Genomic DNA, 18,662 nt, shown 5'->3' on the forward strand with positions numbered 1-18,662 from the left:
CACTTTCATGTTCAGACTTGGACAAAATTGGAGGGATCAATGACATTCAAATACAACCGAGCACTTGTGGGCCTGCTAGCTCTGTCTTTTGGAATAACCGCTTGTTCTGCGGATACCCCTCCACCGAAACCCAAAGAAACTGCCGCAAAATCTATTGCGCTGCCCTCAGCTAGAGCAGATGTTGTTGAAGACAGATTTGCTTTGCTTGCGCTTACCTGTGTCCATCAACAATATCCTAACAAAATTTCTGTCGTCCTTAATGCAGACCAAGATGTCCGCTCTCCGAAAGAGATGTTTCCAAGCTTTTATGGATGTTTTGACTGGCACTCTTCCGTGCATGGTCACTGGTTGCTAACGCGGATTTTGAACACTGATCCTGACACACCAATGCGAGAAGCAATTCTAGCCAAACTTGAACAAAGCTTATCAGCTGAAAATATTGCAGGAGAAGTGGAGTATTTTAAAACCAATGGCAAAGGCGCGTTTGAACGCCCGTATGGCCGCGCATGGTTACTACAATTAGTCGCAGAACTTGAAGAAAGCGAAGAAGAAAATTTCGCAGAATGGCGTAAAAATCTGCGTCCATTGGAAGATGTGATTGTTTCACAAACACAAGATTGGCTGGAAAAGCTCGCTTACCCTATTCACTTGGGAACACACAATCAGAGCGCATTCGCATTTGGTTTGATGATTGATTACGCACGTACGGTTGGAAATGCAGAGTTTGAAAATCAACTTGTACAGAAAACACTAGAATTCCACTCATCGGACACAAACTGCCCAATCAGCTATGAACCATCAGGAGAAGACTTTTTATCGCCTTGTTTGATGGAAGCAGACCTGATGCGCCGTGTTATGCCGCAAGAAGATTTTTCGAACTGGCTGAGTGCATTCCTGCCTAATATTCCAGAAGATGGAAATACCGATTGGTTGAAACCGGGTATTGTATTGGATGCAACTGATGGGAAACTCGTTCATTTGGATGGCGTAAACCTTTCTCGCGCTTGGAGTTTGGAGGGCATTGCATCAGATCTTCCTTTAGATGATCCAAGACGCGCAAGTCTTCTTGGATCTGCTGAACTTCACAAGGAAGTTGGTATTAAAGCGGTATCTGATGAGCATTATTCGGGTAGCCACTGGCTTGGTAGTTTTGCAACCTATCTGACAACGCGTCGCGGTATTGCTGACTAGGCTCTCACAATGAAATTTTCACTTCCTAAAATCGGTCCGGGTGCCTTAGTGGCGGCGGCCTTTATTGGCCCAGGTACAGTGACTGCGTGTACGCTGGCAGGTGCTAACTTTGGCTATGCTTTGATATGGGCACTCGTCTTTGCCACTATCGCTACTATTATCCTTCAAGATATGTCTGCTCGCTTAGGCGCAGGTGCGCGGCTTGGCTTAGGCGAAGCGCTTATGCAGAGCACGTCCAATCCTGCCTTGAAAATTGTTCTTGCAACATTGGTCCTTGCAGCCTTGGCAATTGGAAACGCCGCCTATGAAGCGGGTAATCTGGCAGGTGGCGCATTGGGCATGGAAGCTCTCTTCAATGGTTCTCCACCTGATCGACGCATTTTGGTACTAAGTTTGACCGTGTTTTCAGCTTGTCTATTGCTTTATGGAAAATACAAAACACTAGAACGTATCCTAGTTGGGCTAGTGATTTTAATGAGTTTAGCATTCCTGATTACAGCTATAATGGTCAGACCGGATTTTACGGCTATTCTTCAAGGCCTTATCCCAAGCATACCGAATAATGGTTTGCTCACCACAATCGCTTTGATAGGGACAACAATAGTTCCTTATAATCTGTTCCTGCATGCAGCGGCTGCGCGTCAACGCTGGCAATCTTCAGAAGATATTCAAGCCGCACGAACAGACACTTATATCTCTATTGGTCTTGGTGGTTTGGTTTCTATTCTTATCCTAACCACCGCAGCAGCAACCATGTTTGGCTCTGGAACGTCCATTTCCAATGCAGCAGACTTAGCTATGAGTTTAGAACCCAGTTTTGGGGAAGCAGCTAAATACCTTATAGGGATTGGTTTATTTGCGGCGGGGCTTACATCCTCAATCACAGCTCCAATGGCGACAGCTTATGTTGTGACCGAGCTGTGGCCACAAACCGATGAGCAAAAGAAACAGCTTATTTTCAAGGTTACCGCGCTGACAATTCTAGCAATTGGAACAATCTTTAACGTCCTTGGGATCAAACCCATATCGCTTATTCTGATAGCTCAAACAGCCAACGGTTTGCTACTCCCCATAATTGCAGCATTCTTGCTCTACATCATGAATAAGAAAGCGCTGCTGGGACAATATGCCAATTCGATTGCTTCAAATTTAGCAGGTAGTTTAGTTTTGCTTATTACATTAGGCTTAGGATTACGTGGAATAGCAAAGGCATTTTCCTTATGGCCATGACACAAATGATCGATCTAAACGCGGACCTCGGCGAAGGTTGCGGAAATGACACTGAGATCATGCCATATATTTCCAGCTGCAATATAGCCTGCGGCGGTCATGCTGGAGACCGTGAAAGCATTGCAGAAACAATCACGCTTGCAAAGCTGAGCAATGTACGTATCGGCGCACACCCTTCCTACCCCGACAAAGAGGGATTTGGACGAAGATCCATAGACATTACTGAATATGATCTGGAGACCAGCCTTCGCAAACAATTGCATCTCATAAAAAGTGTTGCGGCGGACATGGGCATGCCCATCGTTCACATCAAACCACACGGAGCGCTTTATAACGATGCAGCGACCAGCGAAAAGCTCAGCTGGAACATCGTCAATATTGCCCGCGAAGTATTACCACATGCAGCGTTGATGGGCCTTCCAGATAGTAAGTTAGAATTAGTCTGCAGACAGCAAAAACGATTATTCATTTCGGAAGGTTTTGCGGACCGACGATATAACGATGATGGACAGCTTGTGCCTCGTGCACAACCCAATGCAGTCATCGAAAACAATGAAGAACGTTGTGCTCAAGCATTAGCGCTCGCACAGGGTATTCCATTGCATACTGCGAGCGGGAATTTCATAACAAAGCGGGTTGATAGCATCTGCCTTCATGGAGATGATGAAGCCGCCGTTGAAAGCGCAACTTCAATCAATCGCGTTTTAAAATCTGCACACTTTACAATTCAAGCACATATCCATGACACTTGAATACACGCAGATTGCGGATGATATTATTTCCGTCCCGCTATCTGCAAACCCAAACCGTAGCGCCCTCGCTAAAGCACTTCGCAAAACGGCACACATAATAGAAGTGGTGGAAGGCACTCAAACGCTTGTCATCCAATATGATTGCCTTGCTATATCTTCAACAGAAATCATTTCTACATTTGAAACCAATCTCAAAGCAAAGCATGCGGTTGATGCGCACGTTTCTAAAGTGCTTATAATCCCGGTTATCTATAATGAAGAAGCAGGACCAGATCTGAAGCAAGTCTGCGAGGCTCTGGGAGTAAGTCAGACAGAGTTTGTTGATATCCATACGCAACAAACCTACACAATTGAGATGATAGGTTTTACGCCCGGTTTTGCATATGTTGGCGGCGCGGCATTTAATTTACCTCGTCTCAAACAACCTAGAATCCGCGTGAATGCGGGCTCCATCGGTCTAGCCGGCGGATATACTGGCCTTTATGCACTAGAAGGCCCAGGAGGATGGCCAATTGTCGGACGAACTTCAAAAAAGCTTTTTGATCCCGACCGAACAAATCCGTTCATTTTAGCACCGCAAATGCAAGTGAAGTTTGAGGCGGTTGCGTCATGAGTCTCAAAATTCTTCAATCAGGTATGCAATCCACATTGCAAGGAGCACCTAGAAAAAATTTCAGGCACCAAGGCGTGCCCGCTTCTGGTCCGGCAGATGATCATTCTGCCTTGCTCGCAAACATTGCGGTCGGAAATAAACTGGATGAAACGGTGATTGAAATAACAGCAGGTGGATTTGAAGCCAAATTTGAAAAGGCAACTGAATTTGCTTTAACAGGGGCACCCTGCCCAACATCGCTGGATGAAACGACAATTCCTTATTATAAATCACATCATACTGATGCAGGATCTGCCATAAAGTTAGACGTCCCAAAACTTGGGTTGCGTACCTATCTTGCCATTAGCGGCGGATTTAAAGCAGAGAAATTCTTAGACAGTACCTCCACCTATCTACCTGCAAATTTAGGTGGCCATGAAGGCATGCAATTAAAGCCTAATGACACGATAGAATTCTTAAATAATAAGCCTACTACCCCCCCCATTTGTATTCCTCCACGGCTTCATCCATTTTTCTCCAATCTATGGCCATTGCGTGTTTGCAAAGGTCCTGAGTTTTCGGCTTTATCAAGCAAAAATCAAAAGTCTATTTTTAGGGAAAATTTAAAAATTGGAAGCCGATTAAATCGAATGGGTATTCAACTGGATAATGTCAGCCTTGAAATAAACTCTGATGGACGCATGAAAAGCGAACCTGTATTTCCCGGCACAATTCAATGTCCCGAAGATGGCAACCCTTTTATCTTGCTCACGGATGCTCAAACCACCGGAGGTTATCCCCGTATCCTTCAGGTCATTTCAGCAGATCGTCACCGACTTGGGCAGATAAGACCTCATGACGGAATTTCATTTATTCTAACGAAGCCTGATGAGGCTGTGGAAATTCTAAAACAAAAGAAAAATGCTATCAATCAGCTTACTCAGCCATAATGTTAAGCATAATTATCCCCTATCTGTTGTTTTTGGGAAGCTATTTCGATCACAATTACACCAATCTGACGAACTTGCTGGACGGATGTAGTGCTTAACAGCTAGTTAATATATTATATAAAATTCTAAGAATACCTGTAGGTGGTAAGATGAAACACATTTCAAGAGCGCTCGCCGCTGTGTCCCTATGCGCTATTATTTCTCCAGCCTATGCTCAGGTGGATCTGCCACCTAACGCACGTGCAGGTGAATGTTATGCCAAAGTGCTGGTTCCAGCTACGTATAGCGTTTCAATACAGCAGATCATGGTGAAACCAGAATCTCAGAAGATCAAAAAAATTCCAGCGCAATATGAAACTGTGGAAGAAACATACTTGGTTGAAGAAGCCTCTTTTGAATATATACCTGTTCCTCCACGTTACGATTATGTCGACGAGCGCGTTCTTGTGACTCCTGAGCGGTTAGAAAAGAAAGTACTTCCCGCCCGCACTGAAACCGTGGAAGAAAAAGTCATGGTTCGCCCAGCTCGGGTTGAATGGAAACCAGGTCGCGGCGCACTAGAACGCATAGATGACGCAACAGGCGAAATTATGTGTCGTGTTGAAATTCCAGCAGAATACAAAACAGTTGAACGTCTCGTTGTGATAGAGCCTGAACGTGTTGTCGAAGAACTGGTTCCTGCAAAATACGACACTGTTCGCCGTCGTGTCGTCGTTGAGCAAGCGACAGTTCAACGCAAAGAAATTCCAGCTAAATACGACACGCGCAAATCGCGTCGTTTAGTTCAACCTGAAAGAACCGAGGTGGAATATATTCCTCCAGTTTATGACGAAATTGAACAACGCGTTCAAACAGGTAGCGAACGTATGGAATGGCGTGAAATTTTGTGTGAAACAAACACGCGTCCAGACACTATTCGCCGTCTGCAACAAGCACTTCAAAATCAAGGCTATGATGTGGGCGGTGTTGATGGCCGCGTTGGTCGCAGAACACTTACAGCTGTTCGTGACTTCCAACTCCGTGAAGGACTGGCAACAGGTGGGCTTACATTAAGCACATTGGAAAGATTGGGCGTGAACCCCAGTTAATATCGATTTACTCAGAATTTTCTGATGTAAACTCATTTGAGGTCTTGCGCATTTGGACGGCTCTATATAAGCGATTCTAAGGTTTTTTTTGCTTGTTTTCATAAAAACAGCAGATAATCGTGATTCATTGTCACGAAACGTTTGACTTTCTTGTATCTTGTCGTCTATATGCGCGCTTCGCGCTCTTTAACCTGATGGTGTTATGCCTAATTTTGGGGATTAGAGTGTCTCAAGTTTTTGGATAAATTCGCGCTGGCTGGCAAGAGGCCTCCCGAGCGCGTCAACCGACAGGCAAAAGGTCGTTAAGATATGTTCGCGGTCATCAAAACGGGCGGAAAACAATATAAAGTCGCCCAAGACGACGTCATCACAGTAGAGAAACTAGCTGCTAAAGCTGGTTCAGAATTCGTATTCGATAACGTACTGATGATTGGCGAAGGTGAAAAAGTAGACATGGGCGAGCCTTCATTGGCTGGTGCTCAAGTTGTAGGTGAAGTTGTAGAGCAAACACGTGCCGACAAAGTCGTCACTGTTAAAAAGCGTCAACGTAACACTTACCGTCGTAAGCTTGGCCACCGTCAGCACCAGACAGTTGTCCGTATTACAGACATTCTTGCTAAAGGTGGTAAGAAAGTTGCCGCTGCTAAGGCTGCTCCTAAGAAAGCTGAAGCACCTAAAGCAGAAGCGAAAAAAGAAGCACCAAAGGCCGCTCCTAAAGCTGCAGCGCCTAAAGCTGCTCCTGCCGCTGCAAAAGCTGATGACCTAACTAAACTAACAGGTGTTGGTAAAGTTGCAGCTGGTAAGTTGGTAGATGCTGGCTTCACAAGCTTTGCTCAACTAGCTGCTCTGACAGACGCACAATTTGCTGAGTTAGACACAAATGTTTTCAAAGGTCGTGTACCTTTTGATCAAATCGTAGCTGAGTCTAAAGACCTAGCTTAAGTGTAACGTCGCGCTGACAGCGCACCTAAACATGGAGAAGCCGGTATGGCTCACAAAAAATCAGGTGGTTCGTCCCGCAACGGCCGCGATTCAGAATCCAAACGTCTTGGCGTAAAAAAGTACGGTGGTGAAGTTGTTATCCCTGGTAACATCATTGTTCGTCAACGTGGTACTCAATACTACCCAGGTGAAAACGTTGGTATGGGTAAAGACCACACAATCTTCGCTAAAGTGGAAGGTCAAGTGAACTTCCGTAAACGTGCTGGTGGCCGCCAATACATCAACGTTCTTCCAGCTGACGCTCCCAAAGCGGCTGAATAGCGGTAGACGTCTGAGAAACAAGACCGAGCCGCTTCTGATTTGAAGTACGTGCTCGCGATAAGACCCAAAAAGGGGAAGCGGGTGACCGCCTCCCCTTTTTTTTGCTTTCATTTTGCAAACATCTTAATCTCAAGAAAGGAAAGCCAATGGCCGAAAATCCAAAACAGCTACAAACTGTGCCCAAACTTTCCATCTTGAATACGGAAAGACTACTTTTGCGCGCTTGGACTCTAGAGGATGCACCTGCTGTAGATAAAGCGTTTGCGGATGAAGATGTTGTCAAAATGACAGGCTCCAAACCCTATCCATACCTTCCAAACACAGCATTTGGTTCTATTGCAGCCCGCACTGGAAAATATCTGCGTGGAGAGATGTTTGATTTTGCCATCACAGACAAAACCACCAATGAATTAGTGGGCGGTGTTGGTGTATTCAAACGACAGTCCAAATCTCCATATGAACTTGGATATTGGCTGGCAAAGCCCCACTGGGGCAAAGGCTATGCTACAGAAGCCGCAAAAAAACTCATGGAATGGGCTACACAAACGCTAAATACTGATATGATTGTCGCCGGACATTTTGAAGACAATCCCGCTTCTGGCCGTATTTTGTATAAATTAGGGTTTGAGCAAGTTGGTGGACCGAAAGAAACCATCCCAATGTATTCGCTCGCTCGTGGCGGACGTTTTCCTGGATATGTTTATATCTGGCCAGCCGAAAAAGCTGCTACAACACCACTTTCTGCCTTACATTAAACGACAAGGTTTACTGGACACACACAATGAAATTTCTAGATCAATGTAAATTATACGTCGCGGCCGGACACGGTGGTGATGGTTGTGTGTCTTTCCGCCGCGAGAAATACATTTCTCATGGTGGTCCTGATGGAGGCGATGGAGGCGCGGGTGGAAGCGTTTGGGCTGAAGCTGTCGACGGCCTAAACACGCTAATCGATTATCGTTACCAACAACACTTCAAAGCTGAACGTGGTGGCCATGGCATGGGCCGCAACAGAACAGGTGCAGATGCCGAAGACATCATCATCAAAGTACCTGTAGGGACTCAAATTTTCGAAGAAGATCAAGAAACAATGATCGCGGATCTATCTTCTGTGGGCGACAAAGTGCTTCTTGCTGATGGCGGAAATGGTGGATGGGGTAATGTTCGCTTCAAATCCGCAACCAATCAGGCACCGCGTAGGTTCAACCCCGGCCTTCCTGGCGACGACCGTTGGATATGGATGCGCTTGAAATTGATTGCTGATGCTGGGCTTGTTGGTCTTCCAAATGCTGGAAAATCAACCTTCCTAGCCGCCTCCTCTCAGGCAAAGCCTAAAATTGCGGACTACCCGTTCACGACACTTGTTCCGAATTTAGGAGTGGTAAGTCTAGGAGTAGGATCTTCCTTTGTGTTGGCTGATATTCCTGGCTTGATTGAAGGGGCAGCAGAAGGTGCTGGAATTGGCACACGTTTCCTTGGCCATGTCGAGCGCTGTAGCGTGCTTCTTCATTTAATCGATGCATCACAAGACGACCCAGACCAAGCTTATGAGACTGTCCGCAACGAACTCGTTGAATATGGTGCGGATCTAGAAAATAAGGTCGAAATTGTTGCGTTGAATAAATCAGATACACTTGATCAAGATATCATCGAAGAACAAGCCGCCAAATTAGAGAAAGCCTGCGGTAAAAAACCCTACATAATTTCAGGTGCAACAGGCGATAATGTCAAAGAAGTACTTGGTCAGCTATTTGAAGAAGTAAACACGCAGAAACAGTCAGAAGCAGAAGAAGCTGCTGCCGAACAAGCACGCGACGCTGGAGAAGAGCAACAAGGATGGACACCTTAGAAAACACAAATGGCTTAGATCTTCTATCAAAAGCCAAACGTGTAATAATTAAGCTTGGTTCTGCTCTACTCATCAACGAGGATGGCAAAGTTAATGCTACGCGCATTCATGCAATATCACGAGACGTTGTGAAGCTAATTACTGAAGGCAAGCAAGTTGCGCTGGTGTCATCAGGCGCTGTAGCACTAGGCCGTGATGCACTCGGCCTTTCTTCTAAATCTCTAAAGCTTGAAGAAAAACAAGCCGCTGCGGCTGCCGGACAATTGCGCCTGATGCGGGCATGGCAAGATGCATTTCAGGAGCACAACATTCCCGTTGCTCAAGCACTTCTAACCATTGATGATACTGAAACGCGCCGCAGATGGCTAAACGCCCGCGCAACTTTGAATACTTTGCTTGAGGCGGGTGCAGTCCCCATCGTCAATGAAAACGACACTGTTGCGACTGAAGAAATACGCTATGGCGATAACGACCGGCTCGCAGCCCGTGTTTCTCAAATGATCGGTGCAGATGTACTTGTTCTACTATCGGATATTGATGGGTTATATACTGCCGATCCGCGTTTCAATGATCAAGCCAAACACATACCTGTCGTGACCAGTTTGTCGGCAGATATTTTAGCAATGGGTGGAGATGCTAATGCCGACTCCGGTGTTGGATCGGGCGGAATGGCAACCAAGTTGGAAGCTGCGCGAATAGCTATGACGGCAGGATGCGCCACCCTGATCGCGCGAGGCGACCCAACAGATAATCCAACAGATCAGCCTATTGAAGCCATACTCAATGGCGGCCGCTCCACTTGGTTTATTCCACCTGTCACTCCGGAAACGGCACGCAAACAATGGTTGCTTGGCGCGATAAAACCATCGGGTAAAATTTATGTAGATGAAGGTGCAGCCATAGCTCTGAGTAAACACAAAAGTTTATTGCATGCTGGCGTAACAAAGGTTTCAGGACAGTTTAGTCGAGGCGATGGCGTAGAAATCCTTGGCCCAGACAATAAGCCTATTGCACGTGGAATTTGCGCTTATTCTTCAGATGATGCACTCAAACTCATTGGATGCAAATCTTCAGAAATTGAAAGCATTGTCGGCTTCAAAGGTCGCCCAGCCTTGATACATATCGATGATATGGTGACAATTTAACCAAAGCCTCTCCGTAAAACGTTCCGATCTTATGACCCCAAGGATCATCCCAATGACACAAACATTCACAGAAGCCGAACTCCAAACAGAAATGCTTGAAATGGGCAAACGTTCCCGTAAAGCCTCAGCCTTACTCGCCAAAGCCGGGCCAGAAGCACGCACAAAAGCACTAAAAGCAATGGCCGCGCGTATTCGTGAAAACTCGGATGCAATTCAAAATGCCAATATGCTTGATATGGAAGCAGGTCGCGCAAAAGAGCTGACACCCGCTCTATTGGATCGATTGGAACTATCCCCTGCGCGCATTGAAAATATTGCTCAAGGCCTTGAAGCAGTTGCTGATATTCAAGATCCTGTAGGTGATGTTATGGCGAGTTGGGAACGCCCTAATGGCTTGCAGATCTCACGAGTGCGTGGCCCGATTGGTGTTATTGGCATTATCTATGAAAGCCGTCCAAATGTGACAGCTGATGCTGGTGCTCTGTGTGTCAGAGCAGCCAATGCTGCTATATTGAGAGGTGGATCCGAAAGCGCAAATTCATCGAGAGCTATCGCGAAAGCATTGAAACAAGGCCTTAACGATGCTGGGCTGCCAGAAGACGCCATTCAAATTGTTCCAACAACTGACCGCGCCGCTGTTGGTCACATGTTAAAAGGTTTGGATGGTAATCTTGATATCGTTGTGCCACGCGGAGGTAAAAGCCTCGTCGCACGCGTTCAACAAGAAGCCCGGGTACCTGTTTTAAGCCATCTTGAAGGCTTAAACCACACATATATCCATGAAAAAGCTGATCCAGAAAAAGCAGTTTCTGTAGCAACGAACGCAAAAATGCGTCGTACAGGAATTTGCGGAGCAACTGAAACACTTCTCATTGATGCATCGATTGCCAACGAATTATTGCCAAAGCTCGTCGCTTCATTGACCGAAGCCGGATGTGAACTTCGCGGCGATGATGCAGCACGTGCTATTTCAGATATGACAATAGCAACCGAGGACGATTGGCGCACAGAATATCATAATCCGATCCTATCTATTAAAATCGTGAAGAGCATTGAAGAGGCTATTGCCCACATCGAGACCTATGGATCAGGTCACACAGAAGCGATTATCACAGAAGATACTGCTTCAGCTGAGCGCTTCCTAAATGATGTGGATGCCTCCATCGTCATGCATAATGCTTCCACACAATTTGCAGATGGAGGCGAATTTGGAATGGGTGCAGAAATTGGTATTGCAACTGGTCGATTGCATGCACGTGGACCTGTGGGTGCGGAGCAACTTACCATCTTTAAGTATCAAGTAAGAGGCACAGGCCAAACCCGCCCTACCTAACCGGATAAACACATGAGCAATGCATTTCAAAAATACAACAATTTGTGTGAGGCCATATGAGCCGGCAATTGTTAAGATTGCCATCTGCAACTGAGGGCATGAAGATTGGTCTATTTGGCGGTTCATTTGATCCAGCCCATGAGGGTCATGCCCATGTTGCAGAAACTGCATTACGGCGATTACAATTGGATTATGTCTGGTGGATTCCTGCACGCGGAAATCCTCTAAAAGACACTCAAACGGTTTTTGAAAGAAGATTTGCTTCAGCTGAAAGGATGGCGTCCGGGCCCAAAATGCGGGTGACTGACATCGAACAACGGCTCGATTTAAGCTACACAAATACGCTCATTCAACGCCTCAAAACCGCTGCTCCCAAAGCTCAATTTGTTTGGATCATGGGCGGGGACAACCTTGCTACTTTTCACAGATGGAAAGGTTGGACTGAAATAGCAAATTCAGTTCCTATCGCGGTTGTTGCTCGCCCGGGCTCTGGGGCACGTGCTAAATTTTCAAAATTTGCTCGCCGTTACAGCCAATACCGTATCCGCGACGCAAATGCAGCTGCAGCTGCGATAACTGCTCCACCATGCTGGGTTCATATGCGCGCACCACTCAACAATGAAAGCTCAACCCGTTTGAGAGGCAAAAACAATAAATGGTAGTAGTGTTGGGCATTGAAGCGTCTACCAACAGTTTAAAATTCATGTTTGGCCAAACTCGATCAACGTGTTAAAAGAGAATTAAGGTCGCGTTTGACCTGATAGTATTTAAGAAAGGTTCTAGCCCTGTCCGCTCAAGATATGCGTACTGCCGCTGACAAAAAAGTCAGCGATTCAGAAGAGGCCTCGCATACCGCCTCAATCGCCCGAATTGCCGAAATTACACGTACTCTTCTCGATCGTTTAGACGATGACAAAGCTGAAGACATCGTGGAAATTGACCTGATGGGCAAATCCTCCATAGCAGATTCTATGATTATCGCTTCTGGCCGTTCTACGCGACACGTCGGTGCATTAGCAGATCATTTATCCCGTACTTTTAAAGAGATGGGAGTTATGGGTGTACGTGTTGAAGGCCTGCAAAACTGTGACTGGGTTTTGCTTGACGCCGGTGATGTAGTTGTCCACCTCTTCCGTCCAGAGGTTAGAGAATTCTACAATCTAGAACGCATTTGGGGTGCAGAAACACCTTCTTCAGATCACCTTTCATAAAACATTTGAAGATCTAAACACTGAACATGCCAGCTTATTCATCTGAACAAGCTGGCTTTTCATTTGGAGGATAAATCCATGCACATACGAATTCTCTGCATCGGGCGCATGAAGGATTGTCCAGAACGCGAGATGGTGAATGATTACATCAAGCGTGCTCAAAAGACTGGCCGTGGATTGGGTATCAGATCTGTTGAAGAGATCGAAGTTGAAGCAGGTGGCGGCAAATCCAAAGAGTCCGAGCGCTTAATAGCCAAAGCAGGGAAAGCAAGGCTCATCCGTCTTGACGAGCGCGGAAAGGCACTCAAATCATTGGAATTTTCAAAAAAGATAGCAAATTGGCGTGACAGCGGAGAAGATATTGCTTTTCTTATTGGAGGGGCAGACGGACATGCACCTGAATTGGCCGACAAAGCCAGAGAAGCCATTTCTTTTGGTGTGCAAACTTGGCCGCACAAATTAGTACGTGTCATGATTGCAGAACAAATCTATCGCGCACTATCTATTGAAGCCGGATCACCATATCATCGAGAATAAATGACGCGCCTATTCACCCTCGGTTAGTTAAGCTCGACTTATAGATTGGCAATGTTGTATCGCTACGCCTCTATTCTTCTTTTCATCCTCGCATGCATTACCGTGCCACTGCCCGTCTCGGCAGATGAAAAAGACAACTTTTCAGTTAGCGATCTTGAACGCGTTGAAGCTGAAAGAGACAAAGTCTTAAAGCGACTAAAAAAACTCGAAAAAAGCGGGAAGAAAGTTGATCGCGAGCTACAGGAAATAGACAATGATCTTGTTATTGCTGCAGCTGACAGCCGACGAAGAGAAGAAGCTGCTAATGACGCACAACAAACTCTAAATGAATTAGAGATTCGCGAAATCAATGCACGCGGTGAATTACTTTCTGATCGCGAAGCTCTTTCCGATATTCTGGCGACTCTAATGAGCTTTGGGTCTAAGCGGCCTCCTGCCCTGACAACAAGCCCGGAAGATACCAGTTCAGCAATCCGCGCGGCTATTCTTATGGGTGATATTGCACCCAAACTTGCAGAAAAAGCAGAGTCGCTAGCGATTGAACTTGAGCAACTTGCAAAGTTGCAGGCTGACATTCACAACGAAAAAGAAGGTTTAGCTCGGGCTGAACAAACGCTTCTCGCGCGCCGAGACGAAATTGAAGCACTTCATAAAGAAAAACGCGCCAAACGTATCGAACTTGCAAAAGCCACAATGGATTTAAATGCTCAAAATGACGCTCTGGCAAAAGAAGCTGATACGCTTCAAGCTCTTTTATCGTCCATTATATCCAAGGCTCCAACTGCACCAAGTATGAAGCCACCTCCTCCCAGGAAGTTTGCAAAACACAAGAAAAATAAAATTGATGATGCAGCTCTAAAGAAATCTAATCGATTAAAACTTCCACCCACAAGTTTTGGAAACTTATCTGGAATTCAACGCCCAGCTATTGGGCGTCTGATAAATAGCTATGGCAGCATAGATTCAATCTCGTCTCAAAAATCCAAAGGTCAAACCTGGTCGACCCGCAAGGGGGCCCAAGTCGTTGCTCCCAAAGATGGACGCGTAGAGTATGCTGGTGTTTTTCGTACCTATGGACAGATTTTGATTCTCGATTTAGGCGAAGATTACTTAATGGTTCTCGCGGGATTGGATTCTATATACGCAGAAGCGGGGCAATCTGTATTGGGCGGTGAGCCGTTGGGAAGAATGGAAGATTCTGCCAAACAAAGGCCTGAATTATATATTGAACTCAGACATAAAGGCTCGATAGTTGATCCCGAACTTTTGCTTTCAAAAAGCACGACAGGCCTCAAAGGATAATTTGATGTTTGGCAAAAAATATGGTGCACTAGAATATCTGAATTTGAGATCCTAGATTAGACTATTGAAATTCATAAGAAACGAGCGCGAAAAATGGAGCGTGATTATATGCGATTGAGATTTATCGGACCAGCACTAGCAGGTGTTATAGGCTTGAGCGCATTTGTCTGGAACGCCGACAGTTCACCTGAAAACGGGCACGCAGACACATATCAACAATTGGACTTATTTGCGGAAATTCTGGCACGTGTTCAGACAGAGTATGTCGCTGATGTGGACGAAACAGAAGTTATGGAAGCATCTATCGATGGCATGCTCACTTCTCTAGACCCACACTCAAGCTATCTAAACCCTGAAGAATACCGCTCAATGCAAGTGCAGGCCTCCGGAGAATATGGCGGTCTTGGCATTGAGATTACACAGCAGGATGGCTTCATTCTTGTTGTATCTCCAATGGATGACACACCTGCAAGCAGAGCTGACATTCAATCCGGTGATTATATCTCCGCTATCAATGGTGAAACAATTGTCGGGCAACCGATGAATGACAGTTTGAAACAGATGCGAGGCGCTCCGGGAACTGATATCAACCTGACTATTTTGCGAGAAAATGTAGAGCCATTTGATGTCTCGTTGACACGTGAAATCATTAAGCAAAACTCAGTCAGTTACCGTCTGGAAGATACTATCGGATATGTGCGGATCTCGACGTTTAATGAGCGTACAACAGACTCTTTGATCGAAGCCCTATCCTCTTTAAAAAAAGAAGCAGGCTCCACAATGACAGGACTAGTGCTTGACTTGCGCAACAACCCTGGCGGTCTCCTAAATCAAGCTGTCGGCGTGTCGTCTGCTTTTTTGGATGGCGGAGAAGTGGTATCAACACGTGGTCGTCACCCAAACGATGTGCAGCGTTACAATGCACGTCAGGGCGAAAAAATCGCTGATGTTCCTATCATAGTTCTGATCAATGGTGGTTCTGCTTCAGCTGCTGAAATTGTGGCGGGAGCGTTGCAAGACCATAATAGAGCTATCATCATGGGCGAAACTTCCTTCGGGAAGGGATCCGTTCAATCTGTTATTCCATTGGGACCGCAGCGCGGTGCCATTCGTCTGACTACATCACGCTATTACACACCTTCAAATGCATCCATTCAAGGCGCTGGCATCGAGCCTGATGTAGAAGTAGCTCAAACGCGACTTTCCGAAGAAGAAATGGCCGACATAGAAAAGCGCCGCAAACGTTATTCTGAGGCTAACCTTAGAAATGCGCTAGAAAACGATCAAGGCCGTGAACGTCGTGCCCCACACATTCCAGCTGATCAACCGCCTGTTGATTATGAAGGCGAAGATTACCAATTAGAGCGCGCATTTGGAAAACTTCGCTCGACAGATTTTGCAAGTGATCAATCCCAAAAGGGATAAATCGGTTTTTCTTATTATTTCTGCACCAGACTGGGTAAAATCTACCCAGTCTGGGCGTTATGTTTCCAACTTGTTAACTGCATACCCACAATACTGCATATGAAATTTCTTTTCTGAAAACGTTTGATGAATGTTCATGCGTCTTAGAAAACACTGCAGGTAGTCACGATTATGTCTTCTAATGTAAATCTTGGTGCATCTCCGGTTAGTACTGGATTGAAACATATGGCCATCGGCTTGTGCGCTATAGGCGTAATAGTTGGTACTGGTGCTGGATTTGTTCATCTCACAGGCGATGAAGATGCAAGCAGCCCGCACACAAGCGTTGGGTTATTCGCAGATAGAAACGGCCCACCTCCGGTTCTAAAAGCACGAATTGAAGATACGCCACCAATTCATGAGGCACCAAAGCAAGTATATGCCAAAGGACCAGCTTACGACTCTGCTGAGCCAAGCCTTCCTGTCGAAGAGCCCAAATATGCTCAGGCTGCTCACACTGAATATGCAGAAACCAGCACTGGAAGCGATGTTCGTATAACCCGGCTTTCTCAGGAAGAAGCTAAAGGCGAGAACTTAACTCGCAAAGCATTGGTACGGGCACCTGTAAAAGGTTTATATGAGAATGGCGCGGTTGGACGCCTTCCTAAAATTGCTGATGATGGGCGCCGCGCTGCTGAAGTGTATGCACGGCCTCACACGGTCGGTGACAAGCCGCAAGTAGCTCTTATTGTTGGTGGGCTAGGGATCAAACGTAGCCTCACTATGCAGGCTATCAACGACCTACCGCCTGAAGTGACACTTTCCTTTGTGCCCTACTCATCAGATCTGCAGACTTGGGTAAACCGCGCGCGCGATGCTGGGCATGAAGTTCTTTTGGAAGTTCCAATGGAGCCATATGATTATCCTAACGTAGATACTGGCCCTGACACTCTGCTAACCACGCTTTCAGCAGAAGAGAATGAAAGACGCCTAAAAGTAATCCTAGGCCAAACAACGGGTTATTTTGGTGTGATCAACTACCAAGGAGCAAAATTGGCGACAGATTCCAGAGCGCTGGAACCAATCATGGAGGAAGTACATAAACGTGGTCTTGCCATGATCTATGATGGTGCCGCCAATCGATCTGTCTTTCCCTCTGTTGCCGAAGACGTCGACATGAACTTCGTTGAAGCTGACCGCATTGTTGACACTGTTCCGTCTGCGGACGCTATTGATAAAAATCTTCTTCACATAGAAGCACTTGCACTTCAAAATAACTCCGCTCTCGGTGTTGGATTTGCCTTTCCTGTTACGGTAGACCAGTTTAAACAATGGTCTGATACATTGGATATGAAGGGATATGAATTGGTACCAGCTTCAATCTTAGCCGGTATTGATGTCTCTAGTGAGGAAAGTGGAAGTGGTGACGCAGCAGCATACAGATAAAGTGCTTCAAGGTTCACGTGATCCCAAAAATTACAGACCCAATGCAGGATTAGCGGTTTTCTCTCCCAAAGGATATGTGTTTGCGGGGCATCGTGCTGGGGCTTCTGGCCCCTATCAATGGCAATTGCCTCAAGGTGGCATTGACGCTGGAGAAAATAGCCTTGTAGGTGCTTACCGCGAGTTGGAAGAAGAAACGGGCATTTCCAGTGACAAGGTTGAGCTTCTCGAAGAGATTGAACCATGGCTCTATTACGACTTTCCGGAAGACATATTAAAACGCTTCAAAGGAAAATATTTGGGTCAGAGACAAAAATGGTTTGCTTTCCGTTTCACTGGCAAGGAAAGCGACATAAAATTAGATCTACACGAGCCTGAATTTGATGCGTGGAAATGGGTTCCTTTATCGGAGGTTCCAGAGCTGATCATTCCTTTTAAGCGAGATATCTACACACATATTTCAGAAAAATTCAGTCATTGGACGAATTTAACAGACTAAAGAACAAACTCATTAACCATTATCGCCGAAATTAACCTTCAACAAAAAAGAGTGTGGGTTGAGTAAGTTATGGGTAAAACAGTTCTGTTTTTACATGGACTGGGCGGCAGTGGCGATGATTGGAATTCTATAATTCCAATCTTTGAAACTCACGGCTGGCGCTGTGAGGCCCCAACCCTTTTTCAACACCTAAGAACACAGCAAAACCCACCTGAATCTCTCAATGAATTGAGCATTCTGGACTGGATTAAATCCGCATCAGATTATGCAGATCAACTGCTTGAAGAAGAAGGCGAAAAACCCGTCATCATCGGGCATTGTCTTGGTGGCTTTGTCGCGCAAAAACTCGTTGAGTTTGGTCAAGCTAAATCAGCTGCTTTTATTTCTCCCTTATGCCTGCGGGAAGACAAACACGCGACTTCTGCTCTTCCCTTGGCGAGCCTGTTGTTACGTCAAAGCTCACAAAAAACACGCAACGCGAGCAAACTTTGCAATGTAGGCCTTTCTTTGAGCTTGCTGAATCGCACACCGAAACATGTTCGAAAAGAAATCATGGCCAATATGCGCTATGAATCTTCTCGCCTGCTAGAAGAAATCTCACAACCTGATCCATCTTTGGTGGACGCCGTTTCAACGGATACACCATCCCTCTTCATCGGGTGCGGCAAGGATAGGATTGTATCTTCCTCTTCCACATACAAAACTTCGGAAAATTGGGCACTAATTAACTCCGACACTACCTTCAAAAATTATGAAGATATCGGACATTGGCCATTTGCTGAAAAAGGCGCAGATCGCATGTTTTCATATGTCGAGAACTGGCTTCATGCAGCCACCGCCAAGGCACCAAACAAAGCCGCCTGAAGCTGAATT

Annotated in this window: 20 protein-coding genes; all 20 read left to right on the forward strand. The window is 45.9% G+C overall.

What is annotated here, in order from left to right; all coding sequences use genetic code 11:
* Positions 1–39: 39 nt before the first annotated feature.
* The 20 genes from F551_RS0108780 to F551_RS0108875 all read left to right on the forward strand — a co-directional run bounded on the left by F551_RS0108780 (position 40) and on the right by F551_RS0108875 (position 18,653).
* The gene (locus F551_RS0108780) at positions 40–1,191 is read left to right on the forward strand and encodes a DUF2891 domain-containing protein (RefSeq protein ID WP_018997129.1); all 1,152 of its coding nucleotides are present in this window, start codon (positions 40–42) and stop codon (positions 1,189–1,191) included.
* A gap of 9 nt (positions 1,192–1,200) precedes the next feature.
* Positions 1,201–2,421 carry an Nramp family divalent metal transporter gene (locus F551_RS0108785; RefSeq protein ID WP_018997130.1) on the forward strand — a complete coding sequence of 407 codons (1,221 nt, stop codon included), beginning with the start codon at positions 1,201–1,203 and terminating at the stop codon, positions 2,419–2,421.
* The gene (gene pxpA / locus F551_RS0108790; RefSeq protein WP_018997131.1) at positions 2,412–3,173 is read left to right on the forward strand and encodes a 5-oxoprolinase subunit PxpA; all 762 of its coding nucleotides are present in this window, start codon (positions 2,412–2,414) and stop codon (positions 3,171–3,173) included. The genes F551_RS0108785 and pxpA overlap by 10 nt, the downstream gene beginning before the upstream one ends.
* Positions 3,163–3,786: a 5-oxoprolinase subunit B family protein gene (locus F551_RS0108795; protein ID WP_018997132.1), complete on the forward strand. Its 624-nt coding sequence runs from the start codon at positions 3,163–3,165 to the stop codon at positions 3,784–3,786. The genes pxpA and F551_RS0108795 overlap by 11 nt, the downstream gene beginning before the upstream one ends.
* Before the next feature lie 23 nt (positions 3,787–3,809).
* The gene (locus F551_RS0108800) at positions 3,810–4,715 is read left to right on the forward strand and encodes a 5-oxoprolinase subunit C family protein (RefSeq protein ID WP_233355244.1); all 906 of its coding nucleotides are present in this window, start codon (positions 3,810–3,812) and stop codon (positions 4,713–4,715) included.
* Between the two features lie 149 nt (positions 4,716–4,864).
* Positions 4,865–5,803, forward strand: coding sequence for a peptidoglycan-binding domain-containing protein (locus tag F551_RS0108805; protein ID WP_018997134.1), 939 nt, complete (start codon positions 4,865–4,867; stop codon positions 5,801–5,803).
* Between the two features lie 309 nt (positions 5,804–6,112).
* A complete protein-coding gene (locus tag F551_RS0108810; protein ID WP_018997135.1) occupies positions 6,113–6,745 on the forward strand; it encodes a 50S ribosomal protein L21 in 633 nt (210 codons plus the stop codon).
* A 45-nt stretch (positions 6,746–6,790) separates the two neighbouring features.
* The gene (rpmA, locus tag F551_RS0108815; RefSeq protein WP_018997136.1) at positions 6,791–7,066 is read left to right on the forward strand and encodes a 50S ribosomal protein L27; all 276 of its coding nucleotides are present in this window, start codon (positions 6,791–6,793) and stop codon (positions 7,064–7,066) included.
* Positions 7,067–7,212: 146 nt separating this feature from the next.
* Entirely contained in the window at positions 7,213–7,821 is a 609-nt protein-coding gene (locus F551_RS0108820) for a GNAT family N-acetyltransferase (protein ID WP_018997137.1), read from the forward strand.
* A gap of 26 nt (positions 7,822–7,847) precedes the next feature.
* On the forward strand, positions 7,848–8,915 hold the full coding sequence (gene obgE / locus F551_RS0108825) for a GTPase ObgE (protein ID WP_018997138.1): 1,068 nt from the start codon (positions 7,848–7,850) through the stop codon (positions 8,913–8,915).
* Positions 8,903–10,060, forward strand: a complete 1,158-nt coding sequence (gene proB, locus F551_RS0108830) for a glutamate 5-kinase (protein WP_018997139.1) — start codon at positions 8,903–8,905, stop codon at positions 10,058–10,060. The genes obgE and proB overlap by 13 nt, the downstream gene beginning before the upstream one ends.
* Before the next feature lie 52 nt (positions 10,061–10,112).
* Positions 10,113–11,393: a glutamate-5-semialdehyde dehydrogenase gene (locus F551_RS0108835; RefSeq protein ID WP_018997140.1), complete on the forward strand. Its 1,281-nt coding sequence runs from the start codon at positions 10,113–10,115 to the stop codon at positions 11,391–11,393.
* A 56-nt stretch (positions 11,394–11,449) separates the two neighbouring features.
* Complete coding sequence (locus tag F551_RS0108840; RefSeq protein WP_018997141.1) at positions 11,450–12,055, forward strand: nicotinate-nucleotide adenylyltransferase; 606 nt, start codon at positions 11,450–11,452, stop codon at positions 12,053–12,055.
* A gap of 138 nt (positions 12,056–12,193) precedes the next feature.
* Positions 12,194–12,604, forward strand: a complete 411-nt coding sequence (gene rsfS / locus F551_RS0108845) for a ribosome silencing factor (RefSeq protein ID WP_018997142.1) — start codon at positions 12,194–12,196, stop codon at positions 12,602–12,604.
* 78 nt (positions 12,605–12,682) lie between these two features.
* The gene (locus tag F551_RS0108850; protein ID WP_018997143.1) at positions 12,683–13,141 is read left to right on the forward strand and encodes a 23S rRNA (pseudouridine(1915)-N(3))-methyltransferase RlmH; all 459 of its coding nucleotides are present in this window, start codon (positions 12,683–12,685) and stop codon (positions 13,139–13,141) included.
* 51 nt (positions 13,142–13,192) lie between these two features.
* Positions 13,193–14,443, forward strand: coding sequence for a murein hydrolase activator EnvC family protein (locus tag F551_RS0108855; RefSeq protein ID WP_018997144.1), 1,251 nt, complete (start codon positions 13,193–13,195; stop codon positions 14,441–14,443).
* 108 nt (positions 14,444–14,551) lie between these two features.
* Positions 14,552–15,868: a S41 family peptidase gene (locus tag F551_RS0108860; protein WP_033404904.1), complete on the forward strand. Its 1,317-nt coding sequence runs from the start codon at positions 14,552–14,554 to the stop codon at positions 15,866–15,868.
* Positions 15,869–16,039: 171 nt separating this feature from the next.
* On the forward strand, positions 16,040–17,293 hold the full coding sequence (locus F551_RS0108865; RefSeq protein WP_018997146.1) for a divergent polysaccharide deacetylase family protein: 1,254 nt from the start codon (positions 16,040–16,042) through the stop codon (positions 17,291–17,293).
* A complete protein-coding gene (locus tag F551_RS0108870) occupies positions 17,268–17,789 on the forward strand; it encodes an RNA pyrophosphohydrolase (RefSeq protein ID WP_018997147.1) in 522 nt (173 codons plus the stop codon). The genes F551_RS0108865 and F551_RS0108870 overlap by 26 nt, the downstream gene beginning before the upstream one ends.
* Positions 17,790–17,858: 69 nt before the next feature.
* Positions 17,859–18,653, forward strand: coding sequence for an alpha/beta hydrolase (locus tag F551_RS0108875; protein WP_018997148.1), 795 nt, complete (start codon positions 17,859–17,861; stop codon positions 18,651–18,653).
* Positions 18,654–18,662 lie beyond the last annotated feature (9 nt).

The sequence above is a fragment of the Hirschia maritima DSM 19733 genome (assembly GCF_000378345.1).
In the GTDB taxonomy this organism is placed as follows: domain Bacteria; phylum Pseudomonadota; class Alphaproteobacteria; order Caulobacterales; family Hyphomonadaceae; genus Hirschia; species Hirschia maritima.

What these genes read in the sequence shown, in the direction of transcription:
- F551_RS0108835 (WP_018997140.1), top strand. Translation starts at nt 10,113, where the DNA reads ATGACACAAACATTCACAGAAGCCGAACTCCAAACAGAAATGCTTGAA.
- obgE (WP_018997138.1), top strand. Translation starts at nt 7,848, where the DNA reads ATGAAATTTCTAGATCAATGTAAATTATACGTCGCGGCCGGACACGGT.
- F551_RS0108810 (WP_018997135.1), top strand. Translation starts at nt 6,113, where the DNA reads ATGTTCGCGGTCATCAAAACGGGCGGAAAACAATATAAAGTCGCCCAA.
- pxpA (WP_018997131.1), top strand. Translation starts at nt 2,412, where the DNA reads ATGGCCATGACACAAATGATCGATCTAAACGCGGACCTCGGCGAAGGT.
- F551_RS0108860 (WP_033404904.1), top strand. Translation starts at nt 14,552, where the DNA reads ATGCGATTGAGATTTATCGGACCAGCACTAGCAGGTGTTATAGGCTTG.
- rpmA (WP_018997136.1), top strand. Translation starts at nt 6,791, where the DNA reads ATGGCTCACAAAAAATCAGGTGGTTCGTCCCGCAACGGCCGCGATTCA.
- F551_RS0108875 (WP_018997148.1), top strand. Translation starts at nt 17,859, where the DNA reads ATGGGTAAAACAGTTCTGTTTTTACATGGACTGGGCGGCAGTGGCGAT.
- F551_RS0108800 (WP_233355244.1), top strand. Translation starts at nt 3,810, where the DNA reads ATGCAATCCACATTGCAAGGAGCACCTAGAAAAAATTTCAGGCACCAA.
- F551_RS0108850 (WP_018997143.1), top strand. Translation starts at nt 12,683, where the DNA reads ATGCACATACGAATTCTCTGCATCGGGCGCATGAAGGATTGTCCAGAA.
- F551_RS0108795 (WP_018997132.1), top strand. Translation starts at nt 3,163, where the DNA reads ATGACACTTGAATACACGCAGATTGCGGATGATATTATTTCCGTCCCG.
- F551_RS0108805 (WP_018997134.1), top strand. Translation starts at nt 4,865, where the DNA reads ATGAAACACATTTCAAGAGCGCTCGCCGCTGTGTCCCTATGCGCTATT.
- F551_RS0108780 (WP_018997129.1), top strand. Translation starts at nt 40, where the DNA reads ATGACATTCAAATACAACCGAGCACTTGTGGGCCTGCTAGCTCTGTCT.
- rsfS (WP_018997142.1), top strand. Translation starts at nt 12,194, where the DNA reads ATGCGTACTGCCGCTGACAAAAAAGTCAGCGATTCAGAAGAGGCCTCG.
- F551_RS0108865 (WP_018997146.1), top strand. Translation starts at nt 16,040, where the DNA reads ATGTCTTCTAATGTAAATCTTGGTGCATCTCCGGTTAGTACTGGATTG.
- F551_RS0108785 (WP_018997130.1), top strand. Translation starts at nt 1,201, where the DNA reads ATGAAATTTTCACTTCCTAAAATCGGTCCGGGTGCCTTAGTGGCGGCG.
- F551_RS0108840 (WP_018997141.1), top strand. Translation starts at nt 11,450, where the DNA reads ATGAGCCGGCAATTGTTAAGATTGCCATCTGCAACTGAGGGCATGAAG.
- F551_RS0108855 (WP_018997144.1), top strand. Translation starts at nt 13,193, where the DNA reads ATGTTGTATCGCTACGCCTCTATTCTTCTTTTCATCCTCGCATGCATT.
- F551_RS0108820 (WP_018997137.1), top strand. Translation starts at nt 7,213, where the DNA reads ATGGCCGAAAATCCAAAACAGCTACAAACTGTGCCCAAACTTTCCATC.
- proB (WP_018997139.1), top strand. Translation starts at nt 8,903, where the DNA reads ATGGACACCTTAGAAAACACAAATGGCTTAGATCTTCTATCAAAAGCC.